The organism is uncultured Porticoccus sp. (assembly GCF_913061305.1).
GTDB lineage: Bacteria > Pseudomonadota > Gammaproteobacteria > Pseudomonadales > Porticoccaceae > Porticoccus.
In genome coordinates this window covers 36,116-51,807 of sequence record NZ_CAJXST010000007.1, presented here as the reverse complement: position 1 = coordinate 51,807, position 15,692 = coordinate 36,116, and the positions used below count along the sequence as shown (strand labels likewise).

Annotated in this window: 13 protein-coding genes and 1 pseudogene; 12 read left to right on the top strand and 2 right to left on the bottom strand. The window is 55.5% G+C overall.

The window, feature by feature from the left end; genetic code table 11:
• Positions 1-2: 2 nt before the first annotated feature.
• Both sulP and QZ516_RS09780 read left to right on the top strand, forming a co-directional pair.
• A complete protein-coding gene (gene sulP / locus QZ516_RS09785) occupies positions 3-1,724 on the top strand; it encodes a sulfate permease (RefSeq protein ID WP_297188919.1) in 1,722 nt (573 codons plus the stop codon).
• 211 nt (positions 1,725-1,935) lie between these two features.
• Positions 1,936-2,562: a peroxiredoxin gene (locus QZ516_RS09780; RefSeq protein WP_297188916.1), complete on the top strand. Its 627-nt coding sequence runs from the start codon at positions 1,936-1,938 to the stop codon at positions 2,560-2,562.
• Positions 2,563-2,929: 367 nt separating this feature from the next.
• Here QZ516_RS09780 and QZ516_RS12775 read toward each other — a convergent pair.
• Together QZ516_RS12775 and QZ516_RS09775 are read right to left on the bottom strand one after the other, a co-directional pair.
• Positions 2,930-3,034 (bottom strand): annotated as a pseudogene (locus tag QZ516_RS12775) (DDE-type integrase/transposase/recombinase); the annotation flags it as partial.
• 106 nt (positions 3,035-3,140) lie between these two features.
• Complete coding sequence (locus QZ516_RS09775) at positions 3,141-3,722, bottom strand: Fe-Mn family superoxide dismutase (RefSeq protein WP_297188914.1); 582 nt, start codon at positions 3,720-3,722, stop codon at positions 3,141-3,143.
• 471 nt (positions 3,723-4,193) lie between these two features.
• Here QZ516_RS09775 and QZ516_RS09770 point away from each other — a divergent pair, with 471 nt between their 5' ends.
• From QZ516_RS09770 to QZ516_RS09725, 10 genes are all read left to right on the top strand, one after another.
• On the top strand, positions 4,194-4,832 hold the full coding sequence (locus QZ516_RS09770; RefSeq protein WP_297188911.1) for an antitermination protein NusG: 639 nt from the start codon (positions 4,194-4,196) through the stop codon (positions 4,830-4,832).
• Positions 4,833-4,966: 134 nt separating this feature from the next.
• Positions 4,967-5,740: a hypothetical protein gene (locus QZ516_RS09765; protein WP_297188908.1), complete on the top strand. Its 774-nt coding sequence runs from the start codon at positions 4,967-4,969 to the stop codon at positions 5,738-5,740.
• Between the two features lie 49 nt (positions 5,741-5,789).
• The gene (locus QZ516_RS09760; protein ID WP_297188905.1) at positions 5,790-7,304 is read left to right on the top strand and encodes a fumarate hydratase; all 1,515 of its coding nucleotides are present in this window, start codon (positions 5,790-5,792) and stop codon (positions 7,302-7,304) included.
• A gap of 140 nt (positions 7,305-7,444) precedes the next feature.
• Positions 7,445-8,416, top strand: a complete 972-nt coding sequence (locus QZ516_RS09755; RefSeq protein ID WP_297188902.1) for an OmpA family protein — start codon at positions 7,445-7,447, stop codon at positions 8,414-8,416.
• An 89-nt stretch (positions 8,417-8,505) separates the two neighbouring features.
• Positions 8,506-9,924 carry an exodeoxyribonuclease I gene (sbcB, locus tag QZ516_RS09750; RefSeq protein ID WP_297188899.1) on the top strand — a complete coding sequence of 473 codons (1,419 nt, stop codon included), beginning with the start codon at positions 8,506-8,508 and terminating at the stop codon, positions 9,922-9,924.
• Between the two features lie 74 nt (positions 9,925-9,998).
• Positions 9,999-11,015: an aspartate carbamoyltransferase gene (locus QZ516_RS09745; RefSeq protein ID WP_036859352.1), complete on the top strand. Its 1,017-nt coding sequence runs from the start codon at positions 9,999-10,001 to the stop codon at positions 11,013-11,015.
• 58 nt (positions 11,016-11,073) lie between these two features.
• Positions 11,074-12,222 (top strand): 1-acyl-sn-glycerol-3-phosphate acyltransferase, encoded by a 1,149-nt coding sequence (locus tag QZ516_RS09740; protein WP_297188893.1) that lies wholly within the window; start codon positions 11,074-11,076, stop codon positions 12,220-12,222.
• A 2-nt stretch (positions 12,223-12,224) separates the two neighbouring features.
• Positions 12,225-14,357, top strand: coding sequence for an ATP-dependent DNA helicase DinG (gene dinG / locus QZ516_RS09735; protein ID WP_297188891.1), 2,133 nt, complete (start codon positions 12,225-12,227; stop codon positions 14,355-14,357).
• 25 nt (positions 14,358-14,382) lie between these two features.
• Positions 14,383-14,748, top strand: a complete 366-nt coding sequence (locus QZ516_RS09730; RefSeq protein WP_297188887.1) for a YqcC family protein — start codon at positions 14,383-14,385, stop codon at positions 14,746-14,748.
• A 75-nt stretch (positions 14,749-14,823) separates the two neighbouring features.
• A complete protein-coding gene (locus tag QZ516_RS09725) occupies positions 14,824-15,663 on the top strand; it encodes an SDR family oxidoreductase (protein WP_297188884.1) in 840 nt (279 codons plus the stop codon).
• Positions 15,664-15,692 lie beyond the last annotated feature (29 nt).

The window sequence follows — 15,692 nt, the reverse complement described above, 5'->3', positions numbered from 1 at the left end:
TGATGGCAGTAAGAGAGCTGTTTCCTTGTGTTGAGTGGTTGCGGCAATACGACCGCAAGATGCTGATCAGCGACACGATTGCGGCGGTGATCGTGACCATCATGCTCATTCCCCAGTCACTTGCCTACGCCATGCTGGCGGGGTTGCCGCCGGAAATGGGGCTTTACGCCAGTATCCTGCCGTTGGTTGCTTATGCCGCGTTCGGTACCAGCCGCACCCTCGCTGTGGGGCCAGTGGCGGTGGTATCGCTGCTCACCGCCGCCGCTGCGGGCAAGGTGGCTCAGCAAGGCTCGCCGGAGTACATGATGGCGGCCATTGTTCTGGCTCTTTTGTCGGGCATGATGTTGTTGTTAATGGGGGTTCTCCGTCTCGGCATGCTGGCGAACTTCCTGGCCCATCCGGTGATCGCGGGCTTTATAACGGCGTCCGGGATCATTATCGCGGTCAGCCAGGTACGCCACATTCTCGGCATTGAAGCCCATGGGGAGAATCTCTTCGATTTGCTGGCCTCGCTTTATCAACATCTGGGTGATGCCAATATTTCCACCATGGTGGTAGGTGTGGGAGCAGTTGCCTTTCTCTTCTGGGTGCGCAGTGGACTTGCGCCACTTCTGGTGCGCACAGGGCTTAATCCTGAGGCTGCCGGGATGGCTGCCAAGGCCGGGCCGGTATTATTAGTAATTGTCACCACGCTGGCCGCCTATGCCCTGGATCTGAAGGGGCAGGGTGTGGCTCTGGTCGGTGCAGTGCCCAAGGGCCTGCCGGATTTGACGATACCCACATTTTCACTGGAGCTTTGGGGTGAGCTGGCCGGTTCCGCGCTTTTGCTGTCGGTTATCGGTTTCGTGGAATCAGTCTCTGTCGGCCATACGCTGGCGGCCAAGCGTCGCCAACGTATCTCTCCCAATCAGGAGTTGATCGGTCTGGGCGTTTCCAATGTGGCTTCGGCGGTTTCCGGGGGCATGCCGGTTACGGGCGGCTTTTCCCGCTCAGTAGTTAATTTCGACGCCGGCGCTGTCACCCCGGCAGCCGGTGTCTTCACAGCAGTCGGCATCGCGCTGGTGGCGTTGTTGCTGACACCCCTTCTGTTTTTCCTGCCCAAAGCGACATTGGCAGCAACGATTATTGTCGCGGTCCTATCCCTAGTGGATCTGGCGATCCTGAAACGTGCGTGGAATTACTCCCTGTCAGATTTTCTCGCCGTGGCAATCACCATCGGTGTCACTCTGATATGGGGTGTGGAGCTGGGCGTTCTATGCGGTGTGCTCGCGTCCATTGGTATGCATCTGTACAAGACGGCCAAGCCCCATATTGCTGTGGTGGGACAGGTGCCGGGTACCGAGCACTTTCGCAATGTTAATCGACACGAGGTCATCACCGACCCCCGCATTCTATCGTTGCGTGTGGACGAGAGTCTGTACTTCGCCAACGCGAATTACCTGGAAGATCGTGTCTACGAGTTGCTTGCTCAGCGTCGGGAACTCGAACACGTCATCCTCCAGTGCACCGCAGTCAATGAAATCGACATGAGTGCCCTGGAATCACTGGAGGCGATCAACACCCGCTTGTGGGAAGCCGGCATTCAATTACATCTGTCGGAAGTTAAGGGGCCGGTCATGGATATGCTGAAGTGTACGGACTTTCTCGAGCACCTTTCAGGTGAAGTCTACCTCAGTCATTATCAGTCAGTGAAAGCGCTGTCCGGTGATGGGGATACGTCCTGATGTCGGTAGCGAGGCTGTTGATCACCAGTGTGGCGCACTGACGACAGCTTGAGCAGGGTTGATGATGTCTCTGTTGCCGTTGATTCCGGTGTTTTTGCCGGAAGTGACGAGAAGTGCTATTTGTGTAATGGCACAGATTTACCAAACTGATCGCGGGCTAGGTTGTCCGAACTCCGCGGTCATTACAATTGTTAATCAGAAGGAGTCAACTATGAGTTTACGTCTTGGCGATACTGCCCCCAATTTTAAGATTGCCACCACCACAGGTGATATCGACTTTCACGAGTGGGCCGGTGATTCCTGGGTGTTCTTTTTTAGCCACCCGGCGGATTTCACCCCGGTCTGTACCACGGAGATGGGCCGAACGGCACAGCTGGATGCCGAATTCACTGCCCGCAACGTCAAACCGCTGGGCCTGTCCACCGACACCGTGGAAGAGCACCTGAAGTGGATCAAGGATGTGGATGATACCCAGAATACCAGTCTCAAGTTTCCCATCGTCGCGGACAAGGATCACAAGGTGGCCCAGCTCTACAGCATGATCCATCCCGGGGAAAGCGAGACTGCCGCAGTGCGTTCGGTCTTCATCATCGATCCGGACAAGAAAATCCGGCTCACCATGACTTATCCCATGAGCGTGGGTCGCAATTTTACGGAGATACTGCGGGTTATCGATGCCCTGCAGCTGTCGGATGAAAAGGGTATCGCCACTCCCGCAGATTGGAAGAAGGGTGACAAGGTGATCATCCCCCCGAGTGTCTCCAACGACAAGGCGAAAGACCTCTTCCCCAGCGGCTGGGATGAACTACGCCCCTACCTGCGGCTGACCAAGGTGTAGGCTCCGGAGCTGGCACGACGCCGGCTTTCAGTAGTCGCCACGCCGGTTGTCGGCGTGGCAACCGCTTCCTGGTCGACCACTCGGAGCATTCCGCACCGCAGTGCAGGCGTAATTCGTCATCGCGCTGACCGCCGTAGCCGTCACTACAGGGGTGTTCTTCATCCTCGACGATCCCTTTTTTAGCTGCCGCGCCGTCTCACTGATCCTCGTATCGGGGTGTCCGCCGCTCTGACCCTGTTGGTTTTACCCGTTGCCTATTACGCTTACCACTGCCGCAGCGAGCAGGGCCAAAACTAAGTACCCGGGCCGCTATTCGGAACGTCGTGTGAGAGGGGTTTTAGAATATCTCAACAGCACGCATCACCATCTGCCGCATAGCCCAGCCGACAACTAACTTGCTGAACAGGTCGATAACCACACACAGATAGAGCTTGCCTTCGCTAGGAGATACCTCAGTGATATCAGTAACCCACCTGGTTTCAGATTTCGCGCCGTGAAGTTGCGCTCCAGATGGTTCTGTCACCCTACATAAAAAAGGCTCCCAAGTGGGAGCCTTTTTTATTGGGGCAGCAAATTGCTCAGGCAAAGTTGCCGTTGACGAACTCCCAGTTCGCCAACTTCCAGAAGGCTTCCAGGTAGTTGGGGCGGGAATTGCGGTAGTCGATGTAATAGGCGTGTTCCCAGACATCGACCGTGAGCAGCGGCGTGACACTGTCGTCGGTCAGCGGGGTTTCAGCATTGCTGGTATTGACGATGGCGACGGACCCATCCGCTTTTTTCACCAACCAGGTCCAGCCTGAGCCGAAGTTGCCGGCAGCGCTGGTGTTGAACGCTTCCTTGAACTTGTCGAAAGAGCCGAAAGCACGGTTGATGGCGTCGGCGAGCGGGCTGGTGGGTTCTCCGCCGCCATGGGGGCTCAGGCAGTTCCAGTAGAACGTGTGGTTCCATATCTGGGCGGCGTTGTTGAAGGTGCCCCCGGAGGCGGTTTTCACAACTTCTTCAAGACTTTTGCCTTCGAACTCGGTACCGGGAACCAGGCCGTTCAGCTTGTCGACGTAGGTTTTGTGGTGTTTGCCGTAATGGTACTCCAGGGTTTCCTGGGATATCTGCGGGGCGAGGGCATCCATCGCATAGGGAAGTTCAGGTAATGTAAAAGCCATGATGGTCATCCTTTGGTTACAACGATAAAGGCGCCGTGGATGCGTTGTTGCAGCAACGCGCATCCGTTTGGCGGAGAGATTTATTCCAGGTGGACGCGGCTGGGGTGGGGAAGTTTGCGAATGGACAACCGGGGGCGATACCACCCGATTATCCGGAAAGACCTTCCAAAAGCCTGCCGAGAAAAGTTGGCGTCCATTGGATATGTCAGTGTAGCAAACATTGGAAGGAAAGGCCTGGCCCGCACTGAGCTGGGCCGGGTTTTAGCCGACCTGCCAGGAAAAACCACTGCCTGGCGGCGGCTTTTTATCTTCAGGGCATTTTGTGACAGAATTAAACAGACGTGGTGGGTGGTCCCGGTTGCTATAATTGCGGCGTCGGGGGGATTTATCCATAGCCCAACAAGTGCTCAAATGCTTTAATAACAAGAAAATTAACTATAACAATCACTCGCTGTCTGTAAGGAGATTTACATGGAATTCATTAACTTTCTCATCCGCTGGGGGCATCTGCTGTTCGGTATTACCTGGATTGGCATGTTGTACTACTTCAATTTTGTACAGGGTGGCTATTTCAAGCAGGCTACCCCTGAAGCGCTGGCCGATGCCAAAGCCAAGCTGGCGCCCAACGCCTTGTGGTGGTTCCGCTGGGGCGCCATGTTTACGTTTATTACCGGTGTTTTGTTGCTGGGTGGGCTATCCCACAATAACCAATTCAACAACTCCATCGTCATCGCTGCCCTTATGGGTACGTTGATGTTTCTGAACGTCTGGCTGATTATCTGGCCAAACCAGCAAGTCGCCCTGGGCATGAAAGAGGGTGATGGCCCCGCAGCCGGTGCCAAGGCGCTGCTGGCCTCGCGCACGAATGTGCTGTTTTCCGGGCCTATGGCCTTTGGCATGCTGGCAAGTCCCCATGCATCACAGTGGGGTGGCAGTGGTTACGGTACCGGCGTTGGTGGGATCGATCTGATTGTCTGCCTCGTGATCATTGCTGCGCTCGAAGTAAATGCGCTGATGGGTAAGCAGGGACCCATGGCGTCAGTGAAAGGCGTTATTCATGCAAGTCTCGGTCTGACGGTGGTGCTGTTTGGTATTCTCTACTATCTGTAATCACTGTACGGCATAAAAAAGCCGGCCCTGGGGCCGGTTTTTTTGTGCTTGAGGCGTATATAATAATGCGCTCCGCTCGGGCGGGGGTGTGTCCATACTTGAACGATGTTTTGTAACCAAAGGTTAACGCCATCATGACAGACAGGGATTTTAAGCGCTTTGATCCAATCGTCCCGGAAAGTGATGACCGTATTGGTCGATCCTCGGGTGGTACGGTTGACGACGGCCGCAGGCGAGCTGCGAAACGGCCGCCACCGTCTGATTCGCGCGGTGGTGGATCCATTGGCGGGGTCTGGAAGTTTTTGGTGCTGGTGCTGGTGCTTGGGCTTGCCGGAATGGGCTATCTGCTGGTTCAGGAGAAAGCTCGCCTGGCGCAATTGCAGTCCCGCTTTGACGAGCTGGAAGCCAAGATCGTATCCACGGATGAATCGCTCAATCAGTCTGGTGCCACCCTCGGTATGAAAATACGCGAACACAGTGAAACACTGGATAAGCACTGGTCGGAAATTCGTAAATTGTGGGGTGTTTCCTATGATACAAACCGTAAAAACATCGAATCCCAGGGTGCTACCCTCGCTGCGCAGGATAAGACCATTAAAGGTTTGCAGTCCTCTGCTGCGGCGCGCAAGCAGGAGATCGCTGCTTTAGCCGCGAAAGTTGACAAGGCCGGTCAATCGGTGGAAACCGCAGCGAGTTCTGCCATGGCAGCCAAGCTGGAGGTGAACGATTTGGCGAGTCAGTTGCAGGAGATTACTGCCCGTCTCAACGCGGTCGATAAAACGGCCAAGGATTCCAGTGCCCGAACTGCGGCAAATGAAGAGGCCATTCGTGCCATTGACGCCTACCGGCTTCAGGTCAATCGCGATCTGCAGTTGATCAAGCAACAGTTGGGCGCCCCCGCAGGCTGATCGCCTGTCACTGAAACCATTTCGGATAGATTACCCCTGAGAGAGTGACATGACTGTAATTCGACAAGACGATCTGATTGATAGTGTGGCCGATGCGCTGCAATTTATTTCCTACTACCACCCCGTGGATTTTATCCAGGCCGTCAACGAAGCCTATGAGCGGGAGGAATCCCAGGCTGCCAGGGACGCCATGGCACAGATTCTGATCAATTCGCGCATGTGTGCCATGGGGCACCGTCCGATCTGTCAGGACACCGGCATCGTCAACGTGTTCGTCAAGGTCGGTATGAACGTGCAGTGGCAGGGTGACATGAGCGTCACCGACATGATCAACGAAGGGGTCCGCCGCGCCTACAAAAACCCGGATAACGTATTGCGCGCCTCGGTGCTGGCGGATCCGGATGGAGCCCGCAAAAATACTGGCGACAATACGCCGGCAGTGATCAATTACGAAATTGTGCCGGGTGACACCGTGGAAATCGATGTGGCTGCCAAGGGCGGCGGTTCCGAGGCCAAGTCCAAGTTCGCCATGTTGAACCCCTCTGATTCGGTGGTGGACTGGGTGCTGGAACAGGTACCTAAAATGGGTGCTGGTTGGTGTCCCCCGGGGATGCTTGGTATCGGCATCGGCGGCACCGCCGAAAAAGCCATGCTGCTGGCCAAAGAGTCACTGATGGAGCCCATCGATATTCAGGAGCTGCGAGCCCGTGGGGCATCCTGTCGCGCGGAAGAGCTGCGTCTGGAACTGTTTGAGAAGGTGAATAACCTGGGCATCGGCGCGCAGGGCCTGGGCGGTCTGACCACCGTGCTGGATATCAAGGTCAAGGATTTCCCCGCCCATGCGGCCAACAAGGCTGTGGCGCTGATTCCCAACTGCGCTGCCACACGCCATACCCATTTCAAGCTGGACGGCTCCGGACCGGCCTATCAGACAGCACCGGATCTCAATGATTGGCCGGACATTGCCTGGGAAGTCGGTGACAGCGTCCGTCGGGTCAATCTGGATACCGTCACCAAGGAGGACATCAAGGCCTGGAAAACCGGTGAAACTCTGTTGTTGTCTGGCAAGATGCTGACCGGGCGCGATGCCGCTCATAAACGGATGGTGGACATGCTGGCCAAAGGCGAAAAACTGCCGGTGGATATGACGGGCCGGTTTATCTACTACGTTGGCCCGGTGGATCCTGTCAGGGATGAGGTGGTGGGTCCCGCCGGTCCGACCACTGCAACCCGGATGGATAAGTTTACCCGCACCATGTTGGAGCAGACCGGGCTGATTGGCATGATCGGCAAAGCAGAACGCGGACCGGTGGCCATTGAGGCGATTCGCGATAATGAGGCCGTTTATCTGATGGCGGTGGGTGGTTCGGCCTACCTGGTGTCCAAGGCGATTACCGGCGCGAAGGTGGTAGCGTTTGAAGATCTCGGCATGGAGGCGATCTACGAATTCGAAATTGTCGATATGCCGGTGACCGTGGCGGTGGACTCGAAAGGTGAGTCTGTGCACCAGACTGGTCCAAAAATCTGGCAGGCCCGTATCGAAGAGCGTGAATTGGTCATTTAATCGGATGGTTAGACAGTCTTTTCTGCAAAATGAGCGTCTTCACAGGAAAAAAAACCGGAGATGTAGTAAACTGGACACAGTTACTGTTGTAACAAGGCGAGAAGCCTGGTTTTATTAAATTGGAATTTATGGTGGATATTATGAAGAAGATTTCAGCTGTAATGGGTACATTACTTTTAGCCGTATCTGTGTCAGCGACAGCACAGACACCGGAAGGTTTATATTTGGGTCCGTCACTCGGTTACTACTATCTGGATAGTGAGCGTGTCATCAGCGGGCATGATGAATCGGGTGTTTTGGGTCTGAACCTTGGCTATCGTTTTTCAAATGACTGGGCTATTGAAGCGAGCTACGGTCACGATATCGCCGATGCGGATCTCGAAGTTTCGCAGATCAATGCCTACTACTGGTTTGGTGAAGACAACGGTGGCTGGCGTCCCTACATGCTGGCGGGTGCAAGCTACTACGATCGCAGTGGCAGCAATGAAAATAACCTGCAGTCCGAAGAAAAATATACGCATCAGCTGCAGATCGGTGTTGGTCTCTCCAAAATGATTGCCGAGCAGTGGGAATTCCGTGGCGACGCGCGTTTGCACAGCAAAGTGCGTGAAGGTGGTTTTCAGGGCGTTAACGATGCTTCCGTCAACTTCGCCGTGAATTACTACTTCAACAAGCCGGTTATGCCGGTCGCTGCCGAGCCTACCCCGGCCCCTGCTCCTCAGCCAGAACCGCCGGCACCAGAGCCTGAAAAACGCACCATCACGATTCGTCTGAATGTTGAATTTGAATTTGACAAGGCAGTCGTTCGTGCCATCTACGGTGATGAATTACAGGCAGTGGCTAGCGCGATGAAGGTGCATGATGACATTACTCTGGAACTTGAAGGTCACACTGACTCGCTTGGCCCGGATGAATATAACCAGAAGTTGTCAGAAGACCGTGCCGCAGCGGTTAAAGCGAAAATCGTTGAAGATTACGGCATTGCTGCCAACCGCATTACTACCAACGGCTACGGTGAAACCCGTCCGATTGCCGACAACAACACTGACGAAGGGCGTGCCCGGAACCGTCGTGTGGTCGGCGAAATGACTTACACCGAAGTGGTTAAATAAACCGGGTTTGATGGTTTATTGCACGATACTAACGGCGTCCTCGGACGCCGTTTTTCGTTGACGGATGTGTGGGGGCGGCGGATATAGGTGTGAACACACTTTACTGGCACGATTACGAAACCTTTGGTATTGATCCCGCCCGCGATTGTCCCTCGCAGTTTGCCGGGATTCGCACCAATGAATCACTGGAGATTATCGGTGAGCCGTTGCGACTGTATTGTCGGCCGCCCCTGGATCGCCTGCCCTCTCCGATGGCGTCACTGGTGACCGGCATCACCCCCCAGAAAGCGCTCGAGGAAGGTGTGCCAGAGCGCACTTTTATTGAGCAGATTCACCGTGAATTGTCGGTTCCAGGTACCTGTGGCGTCGGTTACAACAGTATCCGGTTTGATGATGAGGTGACCCGCTATACCCTTTACCGGAACTTCTATGACCCCTATGAGCGGGAATGGAAGCAGGGCAATTCCCGCTGGGATATTATCGATATGGTCCGGCTTGCCAGAGCCCTGCGGCCCGGTGGTATCGAGTGGCCCGATTACGACGATGGTTCTCCCTGTTTTAAACTGGAGCAACTCACTCAGGCCAATGGCATCAGTCATGAGTCGGCCCACGATGCCCTGTCGGATGTTATGGCGACCATTGCCATGGCAAGACTTGTCCGGGAGAAGCAGCCACAGTTGTATCAGTATGTCTATGAGCACCGCCTGAAACACAAGGTGGCTGAATTGATCAATCTCAATCACCGCAAACCTTTTTTACATGTTTCCGGGAAACTACCCAGGGAAAATGGCTATACAGCACTTATGATGCCCCTCGCCCAACATCCCGTGAACAAAAATGCCATTATCTGTTTTAACCTGATGGGAGATGCTCGTGCGCTGCTCGAATTGTCAGCCGAGCAGATCAGTGAGCGGCTCTTTACCCGCACGGATGCATTGCCCGAAGGGGTAAGCCGGATACCCTTGAAAGGTGTGCAGTTGAACCGCTGCCCGGTCGTGGCAACGCCACGGTTGATGGATGCTGCGGCCGCGCATCGGCTGGGTATTGATCTTGCGAGGTGCGAAAAACAATGGCAGCTGCTTCTTCAACAGGATTTGACCGCCAAGCTGGCTGCGGTTTTTTCAAGCCAGCAGTATGAGCCCCGTGAGAACGCCGAACAGGCCCTCTATGAGGGTTTTGCCAGTGAAGCCGATAAGGCAATTTTCTCAGCGGTGAGGTCTGCCAGTGCGAGCGAGCTGGCCAGTGACAGCCTGCATTTTCGGGATCAGCGTTACCGTGAACTGCTTTTCCTGTATCGAGCGAAAAATTTCCCCGAGACCCTCACGGATGAGGAGCAAGACCGTTGGCAGGCGTGCCGTTTTCAGCAGCTGACCAATGGCAGGGATGGTTATCTCTCGCTGAACGATTTTTACGCGCAGATAGAAGCGTTGCATGCCAGGGAAGATTTGTCCGAGCGGGACAGAACTATTCTCCACGCTCTGCGAGAGTGGGGCGATCAGATTTTATAGTAGGTGGGCTGCTGGTTCACACCTGACAAAGTCGCTAAAATGCAGCGGTTTTGTTATTCATCTAGGGGCAGTGTGTGGAATTCAAAGGCGCCAGTATTCTTTCCATCAGTCAGTTTGAGCGCAATGATATTGATCGGATTTTCCGGGTGGCCGATCGCATGGAGCCCTACGCGCAGCGGCAGAAAATCACCCGCGTACTGGAGGGTGCGATCCTCGGCAATATGTTTTTTGAGTCGAGCACCCGAACGCGTATCAGCTTTGGCAGTGCCTTCAATCTCCTCGGTGGTGAGGTGCGTGAGACCGCCGGTTTCGAGGCATCGGCCCTGACCAAGGGCGAGTCCCTCCAGGATACGGCACGGGTATTATCCGGTTTTAGCGACATTATCTGCCTGCGCCATCCCCAGTCCGGTTCTGCAGCGGCCTTCGCCTCCTCCAGCCGGGTTCCTGTGATCAATGGCGGCGACGGCAGCAATGAACACCCCAGTCAGGCGCTGCTGGATCTCTATACCATTGAAAAAGAGCTTAAAGGTCGCGGACGCCAGTTGGACGGACTGCGGGTTGCCATGATCGGTGACCTCAAGCATGGCCGTACGGTGCATTCCCTGTGCCGGTTGCTGATGCTGTTCCGGCACATTTCAGTGGAGCTGGTTTCCCCAAGGGAGTTGGCCATGCCCAGGGAGCTGGTGGAGGAGATGCGCACGGCGGGAATCAAAGTGGATGAATCAGACCGGCTTGAACCGAGCATTGCGCATGTGGACATTGTCTACTCGACACGCATTCAGGAAGAACGTTTTTCCAGTAAAGATGAGGCGGACCTGTATCGCGGACGGTTTCGTCTTAACCAGGCGATTTATACCTCGAACTGTGAACCCAATACGGTCATTATGCATCCACTGCCGCGAGACTCCCGGGCAGAAGCCAACGAGCTGGATTGTGATCTGGACAGCAATCCGAATCTGGCCATTTTTCGTCAGACGGACAATGGCCTGCTGGTGAGAATGGCCCTGTTTTCGATGATTCTGGATGTCACCCATCTGGTGGAAAAATACGCCACTGAGGTCTGTTGGTATAACCCGCGCTTGTCACCCTGATCCATCCCACGGTCTTCCCTGTGGGCAGTCGATAATAATTTATTACCATGCAGGTCCTATGAACGAATTTGACGATATTCGTCCCTACTACGATAGCGAAGTGCCAGATGTGCTGGCCCGCCTGGCCATTGACCGGGAATTCATCGATACGCTGATGTCCATCAAATATCGGCGTCTGGGTCGCTGGATGCCCTGGCTGATGCGACCACTGATCAGCCGTGTACTCAGAAAAGCCTTTGCCAAAATCGATAACGTACGGGATTTTCAGGAGGCCGTGGGTACCAGCATGGCCAACCTGCTGCGCAATATCGGTACCGATGTAACCGTATCGGGGCTGGATAAACTGGAGCCGAGCTCGGCTTATTTGTATATCAGCAACCATCGCGATATCGCCATGGACCCCGCGTTTGTCAATTTTGTGCTCTACCACAACGGCCGCGATACGGTGCGGATTGCTATTGGTGACAATTTATTGACCAAGGATTTTACGTCCGATCTGATGCGCATCAACAAAAGTTTCATCGTCAAACGCTCCCCGGTAGGGCGGCGGGAAAAACTCACTGCGCTGGTACAATTGTCACGCTACATCCGTTTTTCCCTGCTTGAAGAGCGGGCTTCTGTGTGGATAGCACAACGGGAGGGTCGAGCAAAGGACGGTGTGGATAAAACGGAAAAAGCCCTGTTGAAAATGCTCTCATTGAGCAAGACCAAGGAGCAGAGTTTTGCCGAAGCCATCCGTGAATTAAAGGTAGTGCCAGTGGCCATTTCCTATGAGCTGGATCCGCTGGATGAGGCGAAGGCTAAAGAGCTGTATACCCGTCAAACAGCGGGGGCTTATGAGAAAGAGGCGCACGAAGACCTGTTGAGCATTTATCAGGGTATTGTGGGGCGCAAGGGCGCTGTCCATGTGGCTTTTGGTGATCCGCTGGACAGATCAATCGACTCTCCTGAGGCCATGGCCGAGGCAGTGGATCGACAAATTATCGGCAATTACCATCTGCAACCCACCAACCTGATTGCCTTCCAGAAGCTGGAAGGCGACTCGCCGCAACTGGCTCACTGGAAAGCACAGCACCCCTGTGACTGGGTGAAGAAAACCCGGGCTTTTGAGGAGCGTATTCTCGCCATGCCGGAGGCTTACCGGGAGATTGCGCTGGATATGTACGCCAACCCGGTGCGCAGCAAACTGAAACTCGGTCTGGTTTAGGCGTGCTGGAAGCGGAACTGAGGGACACTATCCAGGGAGGCTACCGCGCTTTTCTCGACAGCAACGGTTTGCGGCCCCGGTTGGGCCAGAAGCAGATGATTGCGGCCATTGCCAACAGTCTGGGTTCCATTGAGAGTGATGCGGAGGGGCACCGCAAAGCGGGCAACCCGGTCTGTGTGGTGGAGGCGGGCACCGGTACCGGCAAGACACTGGCTTATCTGCTGGCGGCGTTACCGATTGCACGTCATCGCGGCAAGCGGGTGGTGATTGCCACCGGCACGGTGGCGCTGCAGGAGCAATTGGTCAACCGCGATATCCCGGCCCTGCTCAAAAGTACCGGCTGGGATTACCGGATCTCCCTGGCCAAGGGGCGCGGTCGCTATCTTTGTCCGGTTCGCCTTGAACAATGCCTGGACAGTGCCACTGCGAAAGACAGTGGTCAGTTCCTGTTCGAAGACGAGATCAGCTTTAATCCCACCGGCAAATTGATTGCCAGCTATCGCGCCATGAATGACGCCCTGCAAGCAGATCAATGGGCGGGTGACCGGGATACCTGGTCGGAATCACTGGAAGACAGCGACTGGCGTCCCCTGACCGTAGACCGGCGTCAATGCGCTGGTCGTCGCTGTCGCCTGATCCGCGAGTGCTGTTTTTTCAACGCCCGCGATGAACTGGATCAGGCTGAGTGTATTGTGGCCAATCACGATCTGGTCATGGCAGATCTGGCCCTGGGTGGTGGTGTCATCCTTCCCCCGCCGGAGGACACGATTTACCTGTTTGATGAAGGCCACCGCATCGCTGGCACAGCGCTCAATCACTTTGCCGGTAGCTGCAGACTGCGAACTACAACTCATTGGCTGGGCAAGTTGCAGAAGCAGGTGGATAGTTGGCACGAACTGCTGAAAGACGCGCCGGAAATACAGAGCCGTCTTGAAAAGATGACGGCCGCTGCTGGTGATGCAGAAAAATTACTGGGATTGGTCTACCCGGTGTTGGAAAAATCTCTGGCCCATGCTGCCGACGGGGATGCGGAGCCACGCTGGTGTTTTCCGAATGGTGATCCCGGTGAGGATATACGTGAGTTGGCAGGTCATCTGGCGCAAACCTTTGGTGTTCTATCTACCCTTCTCGACGTACTCTCTGACCGACTGGGTGACGCGATGGACGAGCCCCATTTTCCCGTACCCAGGGTAGATCTTGAGCAGCTTTTTCAACAGGTGGGAATTTGGCAGGGGCGTACCGATAGTGTACTGAAACTCTGGTGCTGTTATGCCCGCGAGGATGATCTTGCCAACAGCTCGCCCTATGCCCGCTGGCTCTCCCTTGAGCAACAGGCCGGCGGTACCCTGGACATTCAGGTATCGGCATCGCCGACGGATGCGGGTGGTCTATTCAGGGAAAATCTCTGGCAACGTTGTCATGGGGCGGTGATTACCTCGGCGACCCTGCGCACCCTTGGCAAATTCGAAAATTTTGGCAAACGTTGTGGTTTGCCTGCGGATACGGTGTTCACGGCGGTGGCCGGCGCCTTTGATTTTGCCCGGGCCGGGTCGTTGTCGGTGCCGGATATCGGTGCCGATGGCAGTGACAGCAAGGCCCATACCGATGCGCTTGTCCGAACCATGCCAGAGCTGGTGGACTGGTCAGAGGGGACGCTGGTACTGTTTGCCTCGCGGCGACAGATGGAGCAGGTTTACGAGCAGTTACCAGACGCCTGTCGGGAGTCCATTCTGCTCCAGGGGCAGTGGGCCAACCAGGAGATTGTCCGTCGGCATCGCGCAGCGATTGATAAGGGTTCAGGTAGCGCGATTTTTGGTCTGGCCAGCTTTGCCGAGGGCATGGATTTTCCCGGTGACTACTGCCGCCATGTGGTGATTGCCAAGCTGCCGTTTTCGGTGCCGGATGATCCGGTCTATCAAACCCTGTCGGGCTGGCTGGAACTCCGCGGCATCAATCCGTTTATGGAGTTGATGTTGCCCGATGCTTCCCTGCGGTTGCACCAGGCCTGTGGGCGGCTGATTCGAACGGAGCAGGACACCGGTAGAATTACTATCCTCGACCGCCGGATTGTGAGCAAACGCTATGGCAGGCAAATGCTCGATGATCTGCCCCCTTTTCGCCGTGAGTTGAATTGATGATACAAGCTGTCGGGAGACAAAAATGAGTGATGTCCGTCGGCAACTGACTATCCGGCTCTTTGCCGTGGAACAGCATTTGCGCGATCTCAATGTCTGGTCTGAAACGGCACCGAGCGCAGAAGCCCTGGCCAGTGACCAACCCTTTGCCATTGATACGCTGGAATTTGTCGAATGGTTGCAGTTTATTTTTCTCCCGCGTATGCAGGATCTGGTGCAGTGCGGTGCTCCACTGCCCGCCGCCTGTGGGATCGCACCCATGGCAGAGGAGTATTTCAGAGGGCTATCAATTTCCAGGGGAGACTCAATCGCCAGGGGACAATCAATCGAGGCGGATGCGGAGCAGTTGATCGCCGCATTGACAGCAATTGACCAGCTGCTGTCCGGCTGACTGAACCGTCTGTTAGCCTTCATAGCTGGCTGACGACCGGACCTGTTCAGTCCCACCATTTCAGGAGACAGATTTATGCCCCAGTGTTCTTTCGATTATCGTGGCAGCGTGGTGTTTGTTGCCGGTGGCACCAGCGGTATCAACCTAGGTATTGCCCGGGGTTTTGCGCAGGCCGGTGCGTCTGTTGCCGTACTCAGTCGCTCCCAGGCCAAAGTCGATGCGGCGGTGCTGGCATTGCAGGAATATGGTGGCACTGTATTGGGCTTTGCTGCCGATGTGCGCGATGCCGGGCGACTGGAAGTGGTTTTTGAGGAGACCCACCGCCAACTGGGTCCCATTGATGTGCTGGTCTCCGGTGCGGCGGGCAATTTCCCGGCGGCGGCCAAGAGCATGTCCGGCAATGCATTCAAGGCAGTGATGGATATTGACCTGTTGGGGACTTTTCAGGTGCTCCGTTTCTGTCATCCCTACCTGCGGAAACCGGGCGGCTGTGTGATAAATATTTCCGCGCCACAGGCCTTTGTGCCAATGGAAATGCAATCCCATGTCTGTGCTGCCAAAGCGGGTGTCGATATGCTCACCCGCACCACGGCACTGGAGTGGGGGGCGGAAGGCATCCGGGTAAACTCGCTGGTGCCGGGCCCTATTGAGGGAACTGAGGGAATGAAGCGACTGTCGCCACCGGGCCCGAAGGGTGCCCGACAGATAGCCGATTCAGTGCCAATGAAACGTCAGGGCACAGCGGCCGATATTGCCGCTGCGGCGATGTTTCTCGGTTCTTCTGCCGCGAGCTACATCAGTGGCGCTGTGTTACCGGTGGACGGTGGCTGGAGCCTCGGCGGTGCCGGACTGATTGGGCAGATCCTGTCGGGCCAGCCCGAAACTGAACGCGGTGAAAACCCTCCCCAGCAGTGAAGCCGTTGCCAGCCTCCGTTGCCAATGCC